Source organism: Parasphingomonas frigoris (assembly GCF_036663815.1).
Classification (GTDB): Bacteria; Pseudomonadota; Alphaproteobacteria; order Sphingomonadales; family Sphingomonadaceae; genus Sphingomonas.
In genome coordinates, this window is sequence record NZ_JAXOJQ010000002.1 from 822803 (window position 1) to 837854 (window position 15052).

Sequence of the window (15052 nt, forward strand, 5' to 3'; positions counted from 1 at the left end):
TGGGCACGCCGGTTACGCGAACAACCCCAAGGGGGTGATTAGTGCCCGTCACCCCGGCGGATGCCGGGGTGACGGGCCGAGGCCGGCTTACTTGGCGGCGTTGACCATCTCGGTCGCGAGCTTGACGGCATGGTCGACGGTGAAGCCGAACTTGTCCTGCAGCTTCGCAATCGGGGCCGAGGCGCCGAAGCTCGACATGGTGATCGTCTTGCCGTGCGTGCCGACATAACGGTCCCAGCCAATCTCGCTGCCCATCTCGATCGCGAGCCGCGCGTTGACCGCCTTTGGCAGGACCGACTCCTTATAGGCCTCGTCCTGGCTCTCGTAGCGATGCCAGCTTGGCAGCGACACGACGCGCGACGCGACGCCCTGCGCGACGAGCTTGTCGTGCGCCTCGAGCGCGAGCGACACTTCCGAGCCGGTCGCGATCAGGATGACCTGCGGGTTCTCGCTATCGGCGAGGACATAGCCGCCCTTCATGAGACCCTCGGCACTCGCATATTTCGACCGATCGATCGTCGGGAGCGCCTGACGCGAGAGGATCAGCGCGGTCGGGTGGTTGGCCGACTGCATCGCCGCCTTCCACGCCCATGCGGTCTCATTGGCATCGGCCGGGCGGATCGTGTCGAGGCCGGGGATCGCGCGGAGCGAAATGACCTGCTCGATCGGCTGGTGCGTCGGGCCGTCTTCGCCGACGCCGATCGAATCGTGCGTGAAGACGTAGGTTGCGCCGAGTTCCATCAGCGCGCCGAGGCGGATCGGCGGGCGCATGTAATCGGAGAAGACCAGGAAGGTCGCCGAGTAGGAGCGCAGATAGGACAGCGCCATGCCGTTGACGACCGCGCCCATGCCATGCTCGCGCACGCCGAAGTGCAGGTTGCGCGCGCCATAGCTGTCGGCCTGGAACGAACCGCCGTTATCGATCAGCGTCTTGGTCGAAGGCGCGAGATCGGCCGAGCCGCCGACCAGCCACGGCACCTTGGCGGCGATCGCGTTCATCACCTTGCCGCCGGCATCGCGCGACGCCATGCCCTTGGCATCGGCATCGAAAGTCGGGATGTCGGCATCCCAGCCCTCGGGGAGCTGGCTGGTGAGCAAGGCGTCGAGTTCCTTCGACAGCTCAGGGTATGCATCGGCATAGCGCGCGCGCATCTCGTCCCAGGCTTCGCGAAGCGGCGTGCCGCGATCGGCGACCGCCTTGTGGAACCCTTCCTTGGCGCCGTCCGGTACCAGGAACTTGGCCTCGGGATCCCAGCCATAAGCCTTCTTGGTGTTGGCGATGTCGTCTAGCGTCATCGCTTCGCCGTGCGCCTTCGCCGTGCCCTGGATCGAGCTACCATAGCCGATGATGCTGTGGACGACGATGAAGGTCGGCTTGTCGTCGCACGCCTTGAAGCTGTCGAGCGCCGCCGCCATCGCCGCGCAATCATTGGCGTCGTTTACGTGGAGCACGTGCCAGCCATAGGCCTCGAAGCGCTTGCCGACGTCCTCGTCGAACGCGAGGTCGGTGCCGCCCTCGATCGAGACGTGGTTCGAATCGTAGACCCAGCACAGGTTCGACAGCTTGAGATGCCCGGCGAGGCTGGCGGCTTCGCTGGCGACGCCCTCCATCATGTCGCCATCGCCCGAGAAGACGTAGACGTCATGGTCGAACAGCTTGAAGCCGTCACGATTGTAGCGCGCGGCAAGCCAACGCTCGGCGATCGCCATGCCGACCGAATTGCCGCAGCCGGCACCAAGCGGACCAGTCGTCGTCTCGACGCCGGTGGTGTGGCGATATTCGGGATGGCCCGGCGTCTTCGAGCCGAGCTGGCGGAACGCCTTGATGTCGTCGAGGCTGACCGCGGGCGCGCCGGACTTCTTGCCGTCGCGGTCGATCTCCTCGACGCCGGCGAGGTGCAGCAGCGCATAGAGCAGCATCGAGGCGTGGCCGACCGACAGCACGAAGCGGTCGCGGTTCGGCCAGTCGGGGGTCGTCGGATCGGTGCGCAGGAACTTGGTCCACAGCGTGTGGCCTACGGGCGCGAGCGCCATCGGGGTGCCGATATGGCCGGACTTGGCGGTCGACACCGCATCCATCGACAGCGTGCGGATCGTGTCGATCTGGAGGCGCTCGGGGCTGCCATCCTCGTGGAGCGCGGTTGCGGGGTTCGCTTGGGTCTGGGTGTCGGCCATGCAGGGGGTCGCCTTTTATTGTGGTCGCTGAACGCTCTCGCGTCGGTCGGGTTGCCCGGGGTTGAAGATAACGCTCGCGCTTTAGTCGCTCGCGCCGCCGCGTTCCAGCCGCGTAACGACTCCGTCGGTCGCGATATAGGCGGCATCGACCTCGACGAGGAACAGACCGTGCCCGAGCGCGCCCGGAATCGCGTCGATCGCCGCGGCGAGCGCGACGTGGTCGATGTCGGCGGGGAAGCGGCAATCGAGGATCGGGTTGCCCTGGTCGCTGGTGAAACCGGCGCGCAGGCTCGGCGCGCCGCCGAGTGCCGCGAGTCGGTCGGCGACGAAGGCTTGCGCGAAGGGCAGCAGTTCGACCGGGATTTTCGCTGCGCCGATCGTGGCGACGCGCTTCGATCCGTCGGCGATGACGATCATCCGGTCGCTCGCCGCGGCGACGACCTTCTCGCGCAGCATCGCACCGCCGGCGCCCTTGATGGCGCTCAGCGCGGCATCGATCTCGTCCGCGCCGTCGATCGTGAGGTCGATCCGGGCGGGCATCGCGATGAGCTGGATGCCGGCCTTGCGGGCGCTCGCTTCGGTGGCGAGGCTGGTAGCGACGGCTGTGACCTGAAGGCCGGCACGGACCTTTTCGCCGAGCGCCGCGATCGCGAAGGCGGCGGTCGAGCCGGTGCCGAGCCCGACGATCATACCGGGGCGGACCTCGGCGACGGCGGCGAGCGCTGCGAGGCGTTTGTCGGAGTCGGTCATGGCGGCACCCCTTAGCCGGTTCGTCGCAAGCTTGTCGAAGGCGCTTCTCGCCTTTTCTCTCCGGATGAACGCGAGACGCCACCGCTCGAGCCTCCCCTCCCTGGAAGGGAGGGGCTGGGGGTGGGTCGGCATAGGGCGGGCGCGGCGTTCGATAACGGGCCGCCCCACCCCTCGATCCCCTCCCTTCCAGGGAGGGGAGGAACCAGAGCCGCGCACTTTCCCCTAGCCCTCGCCCGCACCCCGCGGCAAAGCGCGTTCCCATGATCGAACGAATCCTCGGCATCCTCGCCACCTTCACCATCGGCGTCATCTCGAGCGGGGGCTATCTCGGCATCGCGCTGCTGATGGCGATCGAGTCGGCGTGCATCCCGCTGCCGTCCGAGATCATCATGCCGTTCGCCGGCTATCTCGTGTCGACCGGGCGCTTCGACCTGTTCCTCGCCGCGACCGCCGGCGCGATCGGGTGCAATCTCGGGTCGATCGTCGCGTATGAGATCGGCAAGCGCGGCGGCCGGCCACTCGCCGAGCGCTGGGGCCGCTATGTGCTGGTCGGTCCGGGCGAGCTCGATGCCGCCGATCGCTTCTTCGCGCGGTTCGGCAATATGGCGGTGCTAATCGGGCGGCTGCTGCCGGTGATCCGCTCGTTCATCGCCTTCCCGGCGGGGGTCGCGCGGATGCCGCTGGTGCCGTTCCATATCTACACCTTCCTCGGCTCGTGGCCGTGGTGCTTCGGGCTCGCCTGGGTCGGCATGAAGCTCGGCGACCAGTGGAACAAGAGTCCGGCGATGAAGGCGGCGTTCCACAGCGCGGATGCGGTGATTGCGGTCGTGCTCGTCGCCGCGGTGGCTTTCTACATCTGGCACCGCGTGCGTGGCTTGAAGCGGCCCTGAACCGACACGACATCTTTGGGGACCGCCAGAGCGTAACTTGGCGCGAGGTTGACGCGAATGGCGTTGTATCTGGTCTCAGAGGTGTTTCGATGTTCAAGCCCGTACTGATCACTGCCGGCCTCGCCGGAATCGCGCTCTACGCGCTCGGCGGCGGCGCCGCGCAGGCCGAGCGCGCCGTGCCGATCCCCGTTTCCAAGACCGACGTCACGGCGAGCGGCCCGCAGACCGCGATCTTCGCGGGCGGCTGCTTCTGGGGGATGGAAGCGGTGTTCGAGCATGTGAAGGGCGTGAAGACCGTGACGGCCGGCTATGCCGGCGGAACGCGCGAGACCGCAACCTATGATCAGGTCTCGACCGAGACGACCAAGCACGCCGAAGCGATCCGCGTGGTCTATGATCCTGCCAAGGTCAGCTATGCGACACTGCTCCGCGTCTATTTCTCGGTCGCGCACGACCCGACGCAGCTCAACCGCCAGACGCCCGACAGCGGCTATAGCTATCGCTCGGCGATCTTCCCGCAGAGCGCGGCGCAGCGTGGGGTTGCGCAGGCCTATATCGCGCAGCTCGGCCAGGCGCATGCCTTCGCCAAGCCGATCGTGACCAAGATCGAGAGCGGCAGCTTCTTCCCGGCCGAGGAGTATCACCAGAACTTCTTCGATCGGAACCCGAACCATCCGTACATCGTGACCTTCGACAAGCCGAAGGTGGCGGCGTTCCGCGCCGGGTTCCCGCAGCTGGCGAGCTGATCCTTCTTCTTAAAGCCCCTCCCCTTTCGGGGAGGGGTTTGGGGGTGGGGACGTGCCTCGCAGAGAGCTAGCGCTCGTTACAGCCCCACCCCAACCCCTCCCCTGAAGGGGAGGGGCTCATCCCAAACCCTAGGCCGCGACCTTGAAGCGGAGCAATTTGTCCTCGACCGGGATCAGCGCCTCCGCCCCCGGGCCGACGGCGCGGATGATCTCGGGATGATCGACATCGAGACCGCCGGTCAGCGCGCCGAACGCGGGCAGGATCAGCTTGGTCTCGGTCGCGACGAAGCAGATTCGCGAGACGTTGCGGCCGCGCACGCGCAGCCGGAATTTGGGGTGGAAATGGCCCGACAGTTCGGGCCGCGTCTCGCGGGCGCTCGCCTCGTGGCGCAGCACCAGCCCGTCGACGACGGCCTCGTCGACCACGATCCCGCCGCAATGGTCGACCAGCCCGGCCTCGTGCCCGGCATCGTGATTGCCGGTGATCCAGGTCCACCGCGCCGCCCCGGTCAGTTCGCGGAGCGTCGCCTGCGCCGCGGCGGGCAACCTCTCACAGCCCTTGGGGTCGTGGAAGCTGTCGCCCAGGCACCAGATCTCGCGCGGCTGGAGCGCCTCGACCACCGCGCTCAGATCGGCGAGCGTCGCGATCGAATCGTAGGGCGGCAGCATCTGTCCGCGCCCGGCGAACCAGCTCGCTTTCTCGAAATGCAGGTCGGCGACCAACAGCGCCGCGCGCGCCGGCCAGAAGACCGCGCCGCTGCGCAGGGCCAACAAGGCGTGGCCCCCGAAGCTGAACGGGGCGAACGAATAGGGAACCATGCCCCCGCCTATGTCGCAATCGCGGCAGCCTTGCAACGCTGTCCCGCCCAGCGACAGCGCGCGCCGGTTAAACCGCTTGCGCAAAGGTGTGACGAGCGTAAAGCGCGCCGTCCTCTCCGGCGAGCCATTACCCGCTTATGACCTCTGCCACTGACGTATCCACTGCCCCGCGCCACGCGCCACATCCCGCCCTCGTCGCGCTGACGATCGGCGCGATCGGCGTGGTGTTCGGCGATATCGGCACCAGCCCGCTCTACGCGTTCCGCGAAGCGCTGAGCCTGACCGCCAAGGACGGGCTCGACCCCGGCGAGATCCTCGGCGTGCTGAGCCTTGCCATCTGGTCGCTGATCCTCGTCGTCACCGTCAAATACGTCCTGTTCCTGATGCGCGCCGACAATCAGGGCGAAGGCGGCGTGCTCGCGCTGACCGCGCTCGCCAGGCGCGCACTCGGCAAGCGCTCGCTGATCGCGCTCGTGCTCGGCGCGGCGGGCGCCTCGCTCTTCTATGGCGATGCGATCATCACGCCGGCGCTGTCGGTGCTCTCGGCGGTCGAGGGGTTGAAGACGATCCCCGGCCTCGGCGACATCTTCACCGATTCGGTGATTCTCGGGGTGACGATCGTCATCCTCGTCGGCTTGTTCTTCATCCAGAGCCGCGGCACGGCGAGCGTGTCGAAGCTGTTCGGCCCGGTCTGCATCGTCTGGTTCCTGGCGATCGGCGGGCTCGGGCTGTGGCACATCACCGACGAACCCTCGATCCTGCGCGTCATCTCGCCGCATTACGGCGCGATCTTCCTCGCGACGCACGGCGTGACCGGGCTATTCGTGCTCGGCGCGGTGTTCCTGACCGTCACCGGCGCCGAGGCGCTGACCGCCGACATGGGGCATTTCGGGATCCTGCCGATCCGCATCGGCTGGTTCGTGCTCGTCTTCCCGTGCCTGATCCTCAACTATCTGGGGCAAGGCGCCTATGCGCTGAGCGCGCTCGAGGCTGCCGCCGCGGCGGGCAAGCCGTTTGTCAACCAGGACTGGTTCTTCCTGATGGCGCCCGAGGGCGTCCGCCCATGGCTGATCGGCCTCGCGATGATGGCCACCGTCATCGCCAGCCAGGCGGTGATCACCGGGGCGTACTCGCTGACGCAGCAGGCGATCCAGCTCGGCCTGCTCCCGCGCCTGCGCATCCGCCAGACCTCGGCGACGCAGGCCGGGCAGATCTACCTCCCCTCGATCAACTGGCTGCTGCTGGTCGGCGTGCTGGTGCTGGTGATCCAGTTCCGCACGTCCTCCGCCATGGCCGCGGCGTACGGCATCGCGGTGACGGGGACGATGGTGGTAACGACGCTGCTCGCCTACATCGTCGTGCGGCATCGCTGGAACTGGGGGCGGCCGCTTGCGCTCGCCGTCATCCTGCCGTTCCTGACGCTCGACCTGATCTTCTTCGGCGCGAACATTCTCCGGGTGATCGAGGGCGGCTGGGTGCCGCTGGTCGTCGCCGCGGTGATCGGGCTCGTCATCTACACCTGGAACCGAGGGCGCGGGATCGTCCGCGCATTCGAGCTGCGCCAGAGCGTCCCGCTCGCCGACCTCGCCGCAGCGCTCGCCAAGCGCCCGCCCGAGCGGGTCGAGGGGACCGCGGTGTTCCTCACCGCCAACCCCGACAGCGCGCCGGGCGCGCTGCTCCACAACCTCAAGCACAACAAGGTGCTGCACGAGAAGAACCTGATCTGCAGCATCCGCACCGCCGACCGCCCCTCGGTCGAGCAGGACGAGCGCGCCGAGATCCGCCCGGTCGACGCCAATTTCACGATCATCGTGCTGACCTATGGCTTCATGGAATCGCCCGACGTGCCGCGCGACCTCGGGCTCGAGGCGGTCAGCCACAAGAAGACGCTCAACCCCGCCAAGACGAGCTATTTCATCGGGCGCAACACGATCAAGCCCGCCGCCGACCAGGGCATGCCGATGTGGCAGGACCGGATCTTCATGTTCCTGCAGCGCAATGCGAGCGACCCGACCGACTTCCTGAAGATCCCGCCGGGCAAGGTGCTGGAGCTTGGCGAACAGGTCACGGTTTAAGCGCGCGAGCGCTGCGCCGGGGCGCGGAAGGTCACACGAAAGTCACACCATCGGCGGGTCGGGCGCTGCCGCGTGGACGACCAATAAGCCTCATATGCATCATCCCCTCCGGCGAACGCGACGCGGTCGACACGGCCACGCGAGCCTCGCAAACGCGCGGCGTGTAGGACAGCGGTTTTGTAGCGGGACGACTAGCGCTTGCCGATTGGCGCGCGCCGGCGGGTCCCCGCCGCGCTACCCCGCATAGGCCTTGACCAGGTCGAACAGATAATCCCGCCCGTCGTACAGCGCCTTCACGTTGATCCGCTCGTTGAGCCCGTGCGCGTGGTTGAGGTCGCTCGTCATGAAGATGCCGGGCACGCCGTAGACCGGGATGCCGATGCTTTCGAGGAAGATGCCGTCGGTCGCGCCGGTCGACATCAAGGGCAGGATCGTCATGCCGGGGAAATGCTTGTTAGCCACCGCCTGCGCCGGGCCCATCACCTTGGGGTCGAGCGTCGGCGGGACCGCGACCGGGCGGATCGGCGCGTTGGCGCTGACCTTCACCGCAGGCCCGGCGAGCGCCTGGAGCTTGGCGAGCGTGCCGTCGACGCTCTCGCCCGGGAAGATGCGGCAGTTGATGTTGGCGGTCGCGCGCTGTGGCAGCGCGTTCTCGGCGTGGCCGGCGGCCAGCAAGGTCGCGACGCAGGTCGTGCGCAGCGTCGAGTGGAAGGTCTTGTCGGTGCTGACGATCTTGTCGGCGGCGGCGTCGGTCGGGTTGGCGAGCAGCTTGGTGATCGCGGCGCGCATCGGCGCGGGTTGCGTCGCCGCGCTGCCCTTGAAGAAAGCGCGCGTCGTGTCGGTGAAGCGGATCGGGAATTCGTAAGCACGGATCGCCTCGACCGCGTCGGCGAGCTGGTAGATCGCATTGTCGGGGACGGGTTGCGAGCTGTGGCCGCCCGGGTTGGTGGCGAGCAGCGTGAAGTTTTGCGACGCCTTCTCGCCGACCTGCATGAACAGAGCGAGCCGCTTGCCCTGCTCGTCCATGAAGCCGCCGCCGCCTTCGTTGAGGCCGAATTCGGCGGCGATCAGCTCGGGCTTGTTCTTGGCGAGCCACTGCGCGCCGTTGAAGGCGAAGGTGGTTTCTTCGCCGCAAGTGAGCGCGAGCTTGATCGTGCGCTTGGGCTTGTACCCCTCTTGTTTGAAGCGGATCAGGCTGTCGGCCCAGATCGCCGCCATCGCCTTGTCGTCGGTGGTGCCGCGCGCGTAATAATAACCGCCCTCCTCGATCAGCGTGAACGGGTCGCGCGTCCAATCCTCGCGCTTGGCCTCGACCACGTCGAGATGCGCGAGCAGCAGCATCGGCTTGAGCCCGGCGTCGCTTCCTTTGAGGATCGCGACGAGGCCGCCTTCCTTGGGACGATCGGGGACCGCGAAAGCGGTGAGATCGGCATCGGCGAAGCCCGCCGCCTTGAGCCGTGCGCCGATCTGCGCGGCGGCGATGGTGCAGCTGCCCGCAGACAGCGTCGTGTTGGTCTCGACCAGTTCCTTGTAGAGGCCGAAATAGGCCTTCTGGTCGGGGCGGTCCTGCGCGGCGGCGGTGCCGGCGAGCGCGGTGGTGGCGAGCAAGGTGGTGGCGAGGATCTTTGTGACGCGTGCGAACATGGACAGCCCCCTGTGGTTGGCACGAGGCTAGCGCCGTATTGGGGGAACGCAACGGGGGAACCAGTCCACAAGCCCCTCCCCTTCTGGGTTGCGGTGGGGACGGCATCGACGCCGCTCACTGCGAGACACTGCCCCACCCCCATCCCCTCCCCTGCAGGGGAGGGGCGCACAGAGGTCAGCGCGGGTCGGGCGTGGGCTGAGCGAGTCGCAGTTCGCGATTGGCGAAATCGATGCGCACGCGCCCGAACAGCCGCATCGCGTCCATCCCGAGCAGCAGCGCGGGGCGATCGTGCAGCCCGAGCCGGGCGAAGGGCGGCGCGTCCGAGAAAGCGACGGGGAGGTCCTTGAAGCCGATCGCGGCGACGTGGATCTGGTCGACCAGCCGGAAATCGGCCTGCAGCACGCCGCCGGTGACGCTGAGCAGGCTGATCGGCTGCATCTGCTGCGCATCGCTGCGGACCAGGCGCAACAAGGCGAGATTGCCCATGCTGATCACCGCGCCGGTGTCGATCACCACGCGGATCTTGCGCCCGCGATAGTCGGCGTCGGTCACGACGAGCTGGCCGAACAGGTTGCGCGCACGGATCACGATATCGTCGGGGCCGAAGCGCTCGGTGCGGGTGCGCTTGACCGAGGGGGTGACGGTCATCGTGCGGGTCGCGAAGTCGATCGTCACGGCATGGCCCTGCAACGTGTCGATCCCGACGAGCCCGGCGGCGCCGAGGTTGCCGGCCTGCAGCGCGGGCGCCTCGATCCGGCTGCCGGTCAGCCGCGCGCCGGCGCGCGGCGAGCCGACGATGATCTCGGGGACGACATAGGTGCCGACATTGCTCGACCCCGACATCGCGGTCACGCGGACGCGCGAGCCGACCGCGAGACCAAGCGTGGTCGCCAGTTCGTGCGAGATAACGGTGCGCTCGGCGCCGGTGTCGACGACGAAGCGATAGGGACCGGCCGGACCGATCGTCACCGGCACCGTCATGCGCGTGCCGTCGTCGGTGAAAGCGAGCTGGTCGAGCGGTGTTTGCTGCGGATCATGCTGCGCAACATCGGGAGTTGCGATCGGCCCCGGCACGGGCCCTGCTTGTACAGGCGTCGCCAGCCCGAGGAACGGCACGAGCAGGAAAAGCGCCGAGGTCATCTGTACAAATTACGCCCGTTGCGGACTTTCCACAAGCGGTGCGCCATCGAGCCGCATAGCCTCTGCCGCGAGCACTTCAGCCTCGACCAGCAGCGCGTCGTCGGACCCGCCGGTGGCGACGCGCTCGCGCCCGATCAGCGTCAGCACCGGCACCGCGAGTGGGGAAATCCGGTCGAGCGTGACGTGCAGCATCGTGTCGACCGCGCGATCGAGCAGGTCGGCGAGACGGCCGACATCGGTCATCCGCGCGCGCGCATCTTCCCACGCCGCCTCGAGCAGCAGATGGCCCGGTTCGTACTTGCGCAGCACGTCGTAGATCAGGTCGGTCGAGAAAGTGACCTGCTTGCCGGTCTTGCGCTTGCCAGGGTGCTGGCGCTCGACGAGGCCGCCGATCACCGCGACTTCGCGGAAGGCACGCTTGAGCAGCGCCGAGCTCTGCACCCAGTCGACGAATTCGTCTTCGAGGATATCGGGCGAGAAGAGCGCTTGCGGATCGGTGATCGGTTCGAGCCCGTAGCAGGCGAGCGCATAGTCGTTCGAGACGAAGCCGAGCGGCTTGAGCCCGAGCGTCTCCATCCGGCGCGTGACGAGCATGCCGAGCGACTGGTGCGCATTCCAGCCTTCGAAGCTGTAGGCGACCATATAGTGGCGGCCTTCTCGCGGGAACGTCTCCACGAGCAACTGCCCGGGGCTGGGCAGCCGCGAGCGGAGCGCCTGCATTTCCAGCCAGTCGCGCACGTCGGCGGGGAAGCGCGGCCATTCGGCAGGCGTGGCGAGGAAGCCGCGGACACGCTGTGCGAGGTTGGTCGACATCGCCATGCGGGCGCCGCCATAGGTCGGGATCCGCGCCGGACGGGCGGTGGCGCGGACGAGCAGATCCTCGGTGTCGAGGTGCATCACCTCGAGGCTCATGCCGGCGAAGAAGAAGGTATCGCCTGGGCTGAGCGTCGCGGCGAACCCTTCCTCGACCTTGCCGAGACTGCGGCCGTTCTTGAAGCGGACGGTGAGCATCGTCGCCTCGACGATGATCCCGGCGTTGAGGCGATGCTGCGCAACAAATTTGGGGTGGCTGACGCGCCACATTCCGTCGGCATCCTGCGTCAGCCGCTTGAACTTGTCATAGGCTTTCAACGCGTAGCCGCCGTCGCGAATGAAGCCGAGCACGCGGCTGAAGGTCGTGTCAGTCAGCGCGGAATAGGGCAAGGCAGAGCGGATTTCGCTAAGCAATTCGGCTTCGTCGAACGGCGCGGCGCAGGCGCACGCCATGATATGCTGCGCGAGCACGTCGAGTCCGCCCTGGCGGAAGATGTCGGGGTCGAGCTCGCCCGCCTCGACCGCGTCGAGCGCGGCGCGCGCCTCGAGATATTCGAAGCGGTTGCCGGGGACGAGCACCGCTTCCGACGCCTCGTCCATGCGGTGATTGCTGCGGCCGATCCGCTGCAGCAAACGCGACGATCCCTTGGGCGCGCCCATCTGGATGACGCAGTCGACGTCGCCCCAGTCGACCCCAAGATCGAGGCTGGCGGTGGCGACGAGCCCGCGCAATTTGCCGTCGGCCATCGCGCCTTCGACTTTTCGCCGCGCTTCGAGACTGAGCGAGCCGTGGTGGATGCCGATCGGCAGGCTCATCGCGTTGACCTTCCACAGATCCTGGAAGATCAGCTCGGCGAGGCTGCGCGTGTTGCAGAAGACGATCGAGGTCTTGTGCGTCTCGATCTCGGCCATCACCTGCTCGGCGGCGTAGCGGCCCGAATGGCCCGACCAGGGGACGCGGCCCTGCGGCAGCAGGATCGCGATATTGGCGGGAACGCCGGGTTCCCCCTGGACGAGATCGACCGTGTCGATGTCGCCATCGGGCGCGAGCCAGGCGCGATAGCCGTCGGCGTCCGCCACCGTCGCCGAGAGTGCAACGCGGCGCAGATCAGGGGCGAGGCGTTGCAGGCGCCCCATGCACAAGGACAGCAGGTCGCCGCGCTTGCCGGTGGCAAAGGCGTGGACTTCGTCGACGACGATCGTCCTGAGGTTTTCGAAGATCAGCCCGCTGTCGGGGTAGCTGAGCAGCAGGCTGAGCGATTCGGGGGTGGTGAGCAGGATCTGCGGCGGCTTGATCCGCTGGCGCGCCTTGCGGTCCGACGGCGTGTCACCGGTGCGCGTCTCGACGCGGATGTCGAGGCCCATCTCGGCGATCGGGGTGAGCAGGTTACGCTGGACGTCGACCGCGAGCGCCTTGAGCGGCGAGACGTAGAGCGTGTGAAGGCCTTGTGTCGGACGCTCGATCAGTTCGCTGAGTGTCGGGAGAAACCCCGCCAGCGTCTTGCCCGCGCCGGTGCTCGCGACGAGCAGGCCGTGATGCCCGGCGCGCGCGACGTCGAGCATATCGAGCTGGTGCGCACGCGGCGCCCAGCCCTTGGCAGCGAACCAGTCGGTGATCGGGGCGGGAAGGTCGGATACGCTCACCCCCCCGATATGGGGTGCGCAAAGCGGCAATGACCACCCCTTCGCGTCCGCACCTTAGCGAATTGCGCGATACTCGCTGTAGCTCGTGCTGGTTTGCATCGTGCCGGCCTTGCCCATCATCGCGCCTGTAAGCGCGCTGGTCGCATCCGACGGCACGGCGATGCCGTCGCCGAGCAGACGATAGCGCTGGTCGGCCACGATGCTGCGCAGCGAGGCGACCAGCATGACGCTGAAGCTCTTGTTCGACGTCATCCGTACGCGCTCGACGAACGGCACCGCGCCGCTGGTGTTCACCAAAGCCTCGACCTGCGTATCGGCCGACGCATCGTGCGAGCCGATCTTGAACGTGCCCGCGGGCAGCCGGGCAAAGCGGTACAGCACGCCGCCGCCAGCGTCGGTGCGGGTCGCCGGACTGCCGAACCACTCCGCCAGTTCCGCGTAGGACGGGATCGGCCCGTGATTGGCCTTGCGCGACTTGGCGATTTCCTTGGGTGTAGGCGCGCGGCCGTCGATGCTGATCAAGGACCAGCGCTCGGTAGGCGCGCGGCTGGGGTCGAACTGCTCGACATAGGTCGTGCGCGGGGCGCCGGTCCGCTCGAACGCCAGCGTGCGACGAAAGGCATGGCGCGCGGTCGGCGTGGCGCGGGCGCTCGTGACAATCTTGGTTTGTAGCGCGTCGGCATGGGCGGCCGAGCCCGGTGCGGCGATCGCCAGCGCGATCAGCGCGAGGCCGAACATCCTGCCGTGGCGGGTCGGCGGGGCGGAGGGTGAGGATGCGCAGGTCATGCTGCATCGTTCTTACAGCAATGGGGCCAATCCAAGGCGCACCCAAATCCCTCAGCCTGTGGGAGAGGGAGATTTGGAACTCAAACGCGTCCCACCCATATAGTCACTGATGGCAAAGCTCGGCGACTGGATCGATCCCCACCCGCACGGGATCTACGTGAAGCCCGCCGACGTGTGGATCGATCCGTCGCGCCCCTCCCCCGTCGCGCTCGTCACGCACGGCCATGCCGACCATGCGCGTGGCGGCCATGAAGCCGTTTGGGCGACGCCCGAGACGCTCGCAATCATGGACGCGCGCTATGGGCCGCAACCCGGCAACGCCGTCGCGTATGGCGACAGCCACACCTTCGGCGACGTCAAGGCGACCTTCGTTCCCGCCGGCCATGTGCTCGGCTCGGCGCAGATCCTGCTCGAATATCGCGGCGAGCGCGTCGTCGTGTCGGGCGACTACAAGCGCCGCGCCGACCCGACCTGCGCCCGCTTCGAGCCGATCAAATGCGACGTGTTCATCACCGAGGCGACCTTCGGCCTGCCCGTCTTCCGCCATCCTGAAACCGGCGACGAGATCGACAAATTGACAGCCGCGCTCCACGCCAACCCGGAGCGCTGCGTCCTCGTTGGCGCCTATGCGCTCGGCAAGGCGCAGCGCGTGATCGCCGAATTGCGCGCGCGCGGGCATGATGCGCCGATCTATATCCACGGTGCGCTCGAGAAACTGTGCGCCTTGTACCAGGCGCACGGCGTCGATCTCGGCGAATTGCGCCCCGCGACCGTTGCGAACAAGGCCGAGATGATGGGGCATGTCGTGATCGCGCCACCCGGCGCGATGGCCGATCGCTGGTCGCGCCGCCTGCCCGATCCGATCACCGCCATGGCATCGGGCTGGATGCGGGTGCGCCAGCGCGCGGTGCAGCGCGGGATCGAGCTGCCGCTGATCCTGTCCGACCATGCCGATTGGGACGAGCTGACCGACACGCTGACCGAGATCGCGCCCAAGGAAGTGTGGGTGACGCATGGCCGCGAGGATGCGCTCGTCCATTGGTGCCAGACCCGCCAGATCAAGGCCCGCGCGCTCGCGCTGTCGGGCTATGAGGATGAGGACGACTGACGACTGTTGCTGCCGGTCCATCCCCCCCTCCGTTCGCCCTGAGCCCGTCGAAGGGCTGCTCTTCTCGGCAACGGTGGCAAGAAGAACAGTGCTTCGACAAGCTCAGCACGAACGGTGGTGGGGGGTAGCGGCACATCCCAAGGTGATGACTCTGGGCGATGCCGAGCTCGCGAAGACCCTGCGGCGCGTGAACAATCAGAGCTTCAGGCGTCCGCCCGCGCTGGCTGTCATGCGCCTGGTGCGTGATAGCGCGATCGGCCTGCGCGGTCGCGGGCAGCGCCGGCCTCAGCTGCAACGTTGCTTACGCGCCGGAGTGATGGCCTTGTGCCTTCTCGATTTGCTCGTGCCAGTAGGAAATCGGCCTGCGAAGCTCTGCCGGCGGCCTCGCCCAAGGTCCTTAGGAATAGGCTAATTTTCGTAGTCGAGCAGGCTGCGCCTCCGTGTCGTCACGTAAGTGAAAT

The 15052-nt window shown here is 67.4% G+C and carries 11 protein-coding genes; 4 read left to right on the forward strand and 7 right to left on the reverse strand.

What is annotated here, in order from left to right; all coding sequences use genetic code 11:
• Positions 1-87 precede the first annotated feature (87 nt).
• Positions 88-2175, reverse strand: a complete 2088-nt coding sequence (gene tkt / locus U1872_RS09330; protein WP_332792601.1) for a transketolase — start codon at positions 2173-2175, stop codon at positions 88-90.
• Positions 2176-2256: 81 nt separating this feature from the next.
• The gene (gene rpiA, locus U1872_RS09335) at positions 2257-2925 is read right to left on the reverse strand and encodes a ribose-5-phosphate isomerase RpiA (RefSeq protein ID WP_332792602.1); all 669 of its coding nucleotides are present in this window, start codon (positions 2923-2925) and stop codon (positions 2257-2259) included.
• 260 nt (positions 2926-3185) lie between these two features.
• On the opposite strand from rpiA, the gene U1872_RS09340 reads away from it, so the two are divergent.
• Positions 3186-3815 carry a DedA family protein gene (locus U1872_RS09340; protein ID WP_322160773.1) on the forward strand — a complete coding sequence of 210 codons (630 nt, stop codon included), beginning with the start codon at positions 3186-3188 and terminating at the stop codon, positions 3813-3815.
• 89 nt (positions 3816-3904) lie between these two features.
• Entirely contained in the window at positions 3905-4561 is a 657-nt protein-coding gene (gene msrA / locus U1872_RS09345; RefSeq protein WP_332792603.1) for a peptide-methionine (S)-S-oxide reductase MsrA, read from the forward strand.
• Positions 4562-4690: 129 nt separating this feature from the next.
• On the opposite strand, the gene pdeM is transcribed toward msrA, so the two are convergent.
• Entirely contained in the window at positions 4691-5380 is a 690-nt protein-coding gene (gene pdeM / locus U1872_RS09350; protein WP_332792604.1) for a ligase-associated DNA damage response endonuclease PdeM, read from the reverse strand.
• 137 nt (positions 5381-5517) lie between these two features.
• On the opposite strand from pdeM, the gene U1872_RS09355 reads away from it, so the two are divergent.
• Entirely contained in the window at positions 5518-7455 is a 1938-nt protein-coding gene (locus U1872_RS09355) for a potassium transporter Kup (protein WP_332792605.1), read from the forward strand.
• Positions 7456-7689: 234 nt separating this feature from the next.
• On the opposite strand, the gene U1872_RS09360 is transcribed toward U1872_RS09355, so the two are convergent.
• From U1872_RS09360 to U1872_RS09375, 4 genes are all read right to left on the reverse strand, one after another.
• Positions 7690-9099, reverse strand: a complete 1410-nt coding sequence (locus U1872_RS09360) for a M20/M25/M40 family metallo-hydrolase (protein WP_332792606.1) — start codon at positions 9097-9099, stop codon at positions 7690-7692.
• 175 nt (positions 9100-9274) lie between these two features.
• Positions 9275-10240 carry a retropepsin-like aspartic protease gene (locus U1872_RS09365; protein ID WP_332792607.1) on the reverse strand — a complete coding sequence of 322 codons (966 nt, stop codon included), beginning with the start codon at positions 10238-10240 and terminating at the stop codon, positions 9275-9277.
• A gap of 9 nt (positions 10241-10249) precedes the next feature.
• Entirely contained in the window at positions 10250-12697 is a 2448-nt protein-coding gene (locus U1872_RS09370) for a ligase-associated DNA damage response DEXH box helicase (protein WP_332792608.1), read from the reverse strand.
• Positions 12698-12751: 54 nt separating this feature from the next.
• A complete protein-coding gene (locus tag U1872_RS09375) occupies positions 12752-13483 on the reverse strand; it encodes a hypothetical protein (protein WP_332792609.1) in 732 nt (243 codons plus the stop codon).
• Positions 13484-13592: 109 nt separating this feature from the next.
• Between U1872_RS09375 and U1872_RS09380 the strand changes: the two genes are divergently transcribed.
• Positions 13593-14591, forward strand: a complete 999-nt coding sequence (locus tag U1872_RS09380) for a ligase-associated DNA damage response exonuclease (RefSeq protein WP_332792610.1) — start codon at positions 13593-13595, stop codon at positions 14589-14591.
• Positions 14592-15052 lie beyond the last annotated feature (461 nt).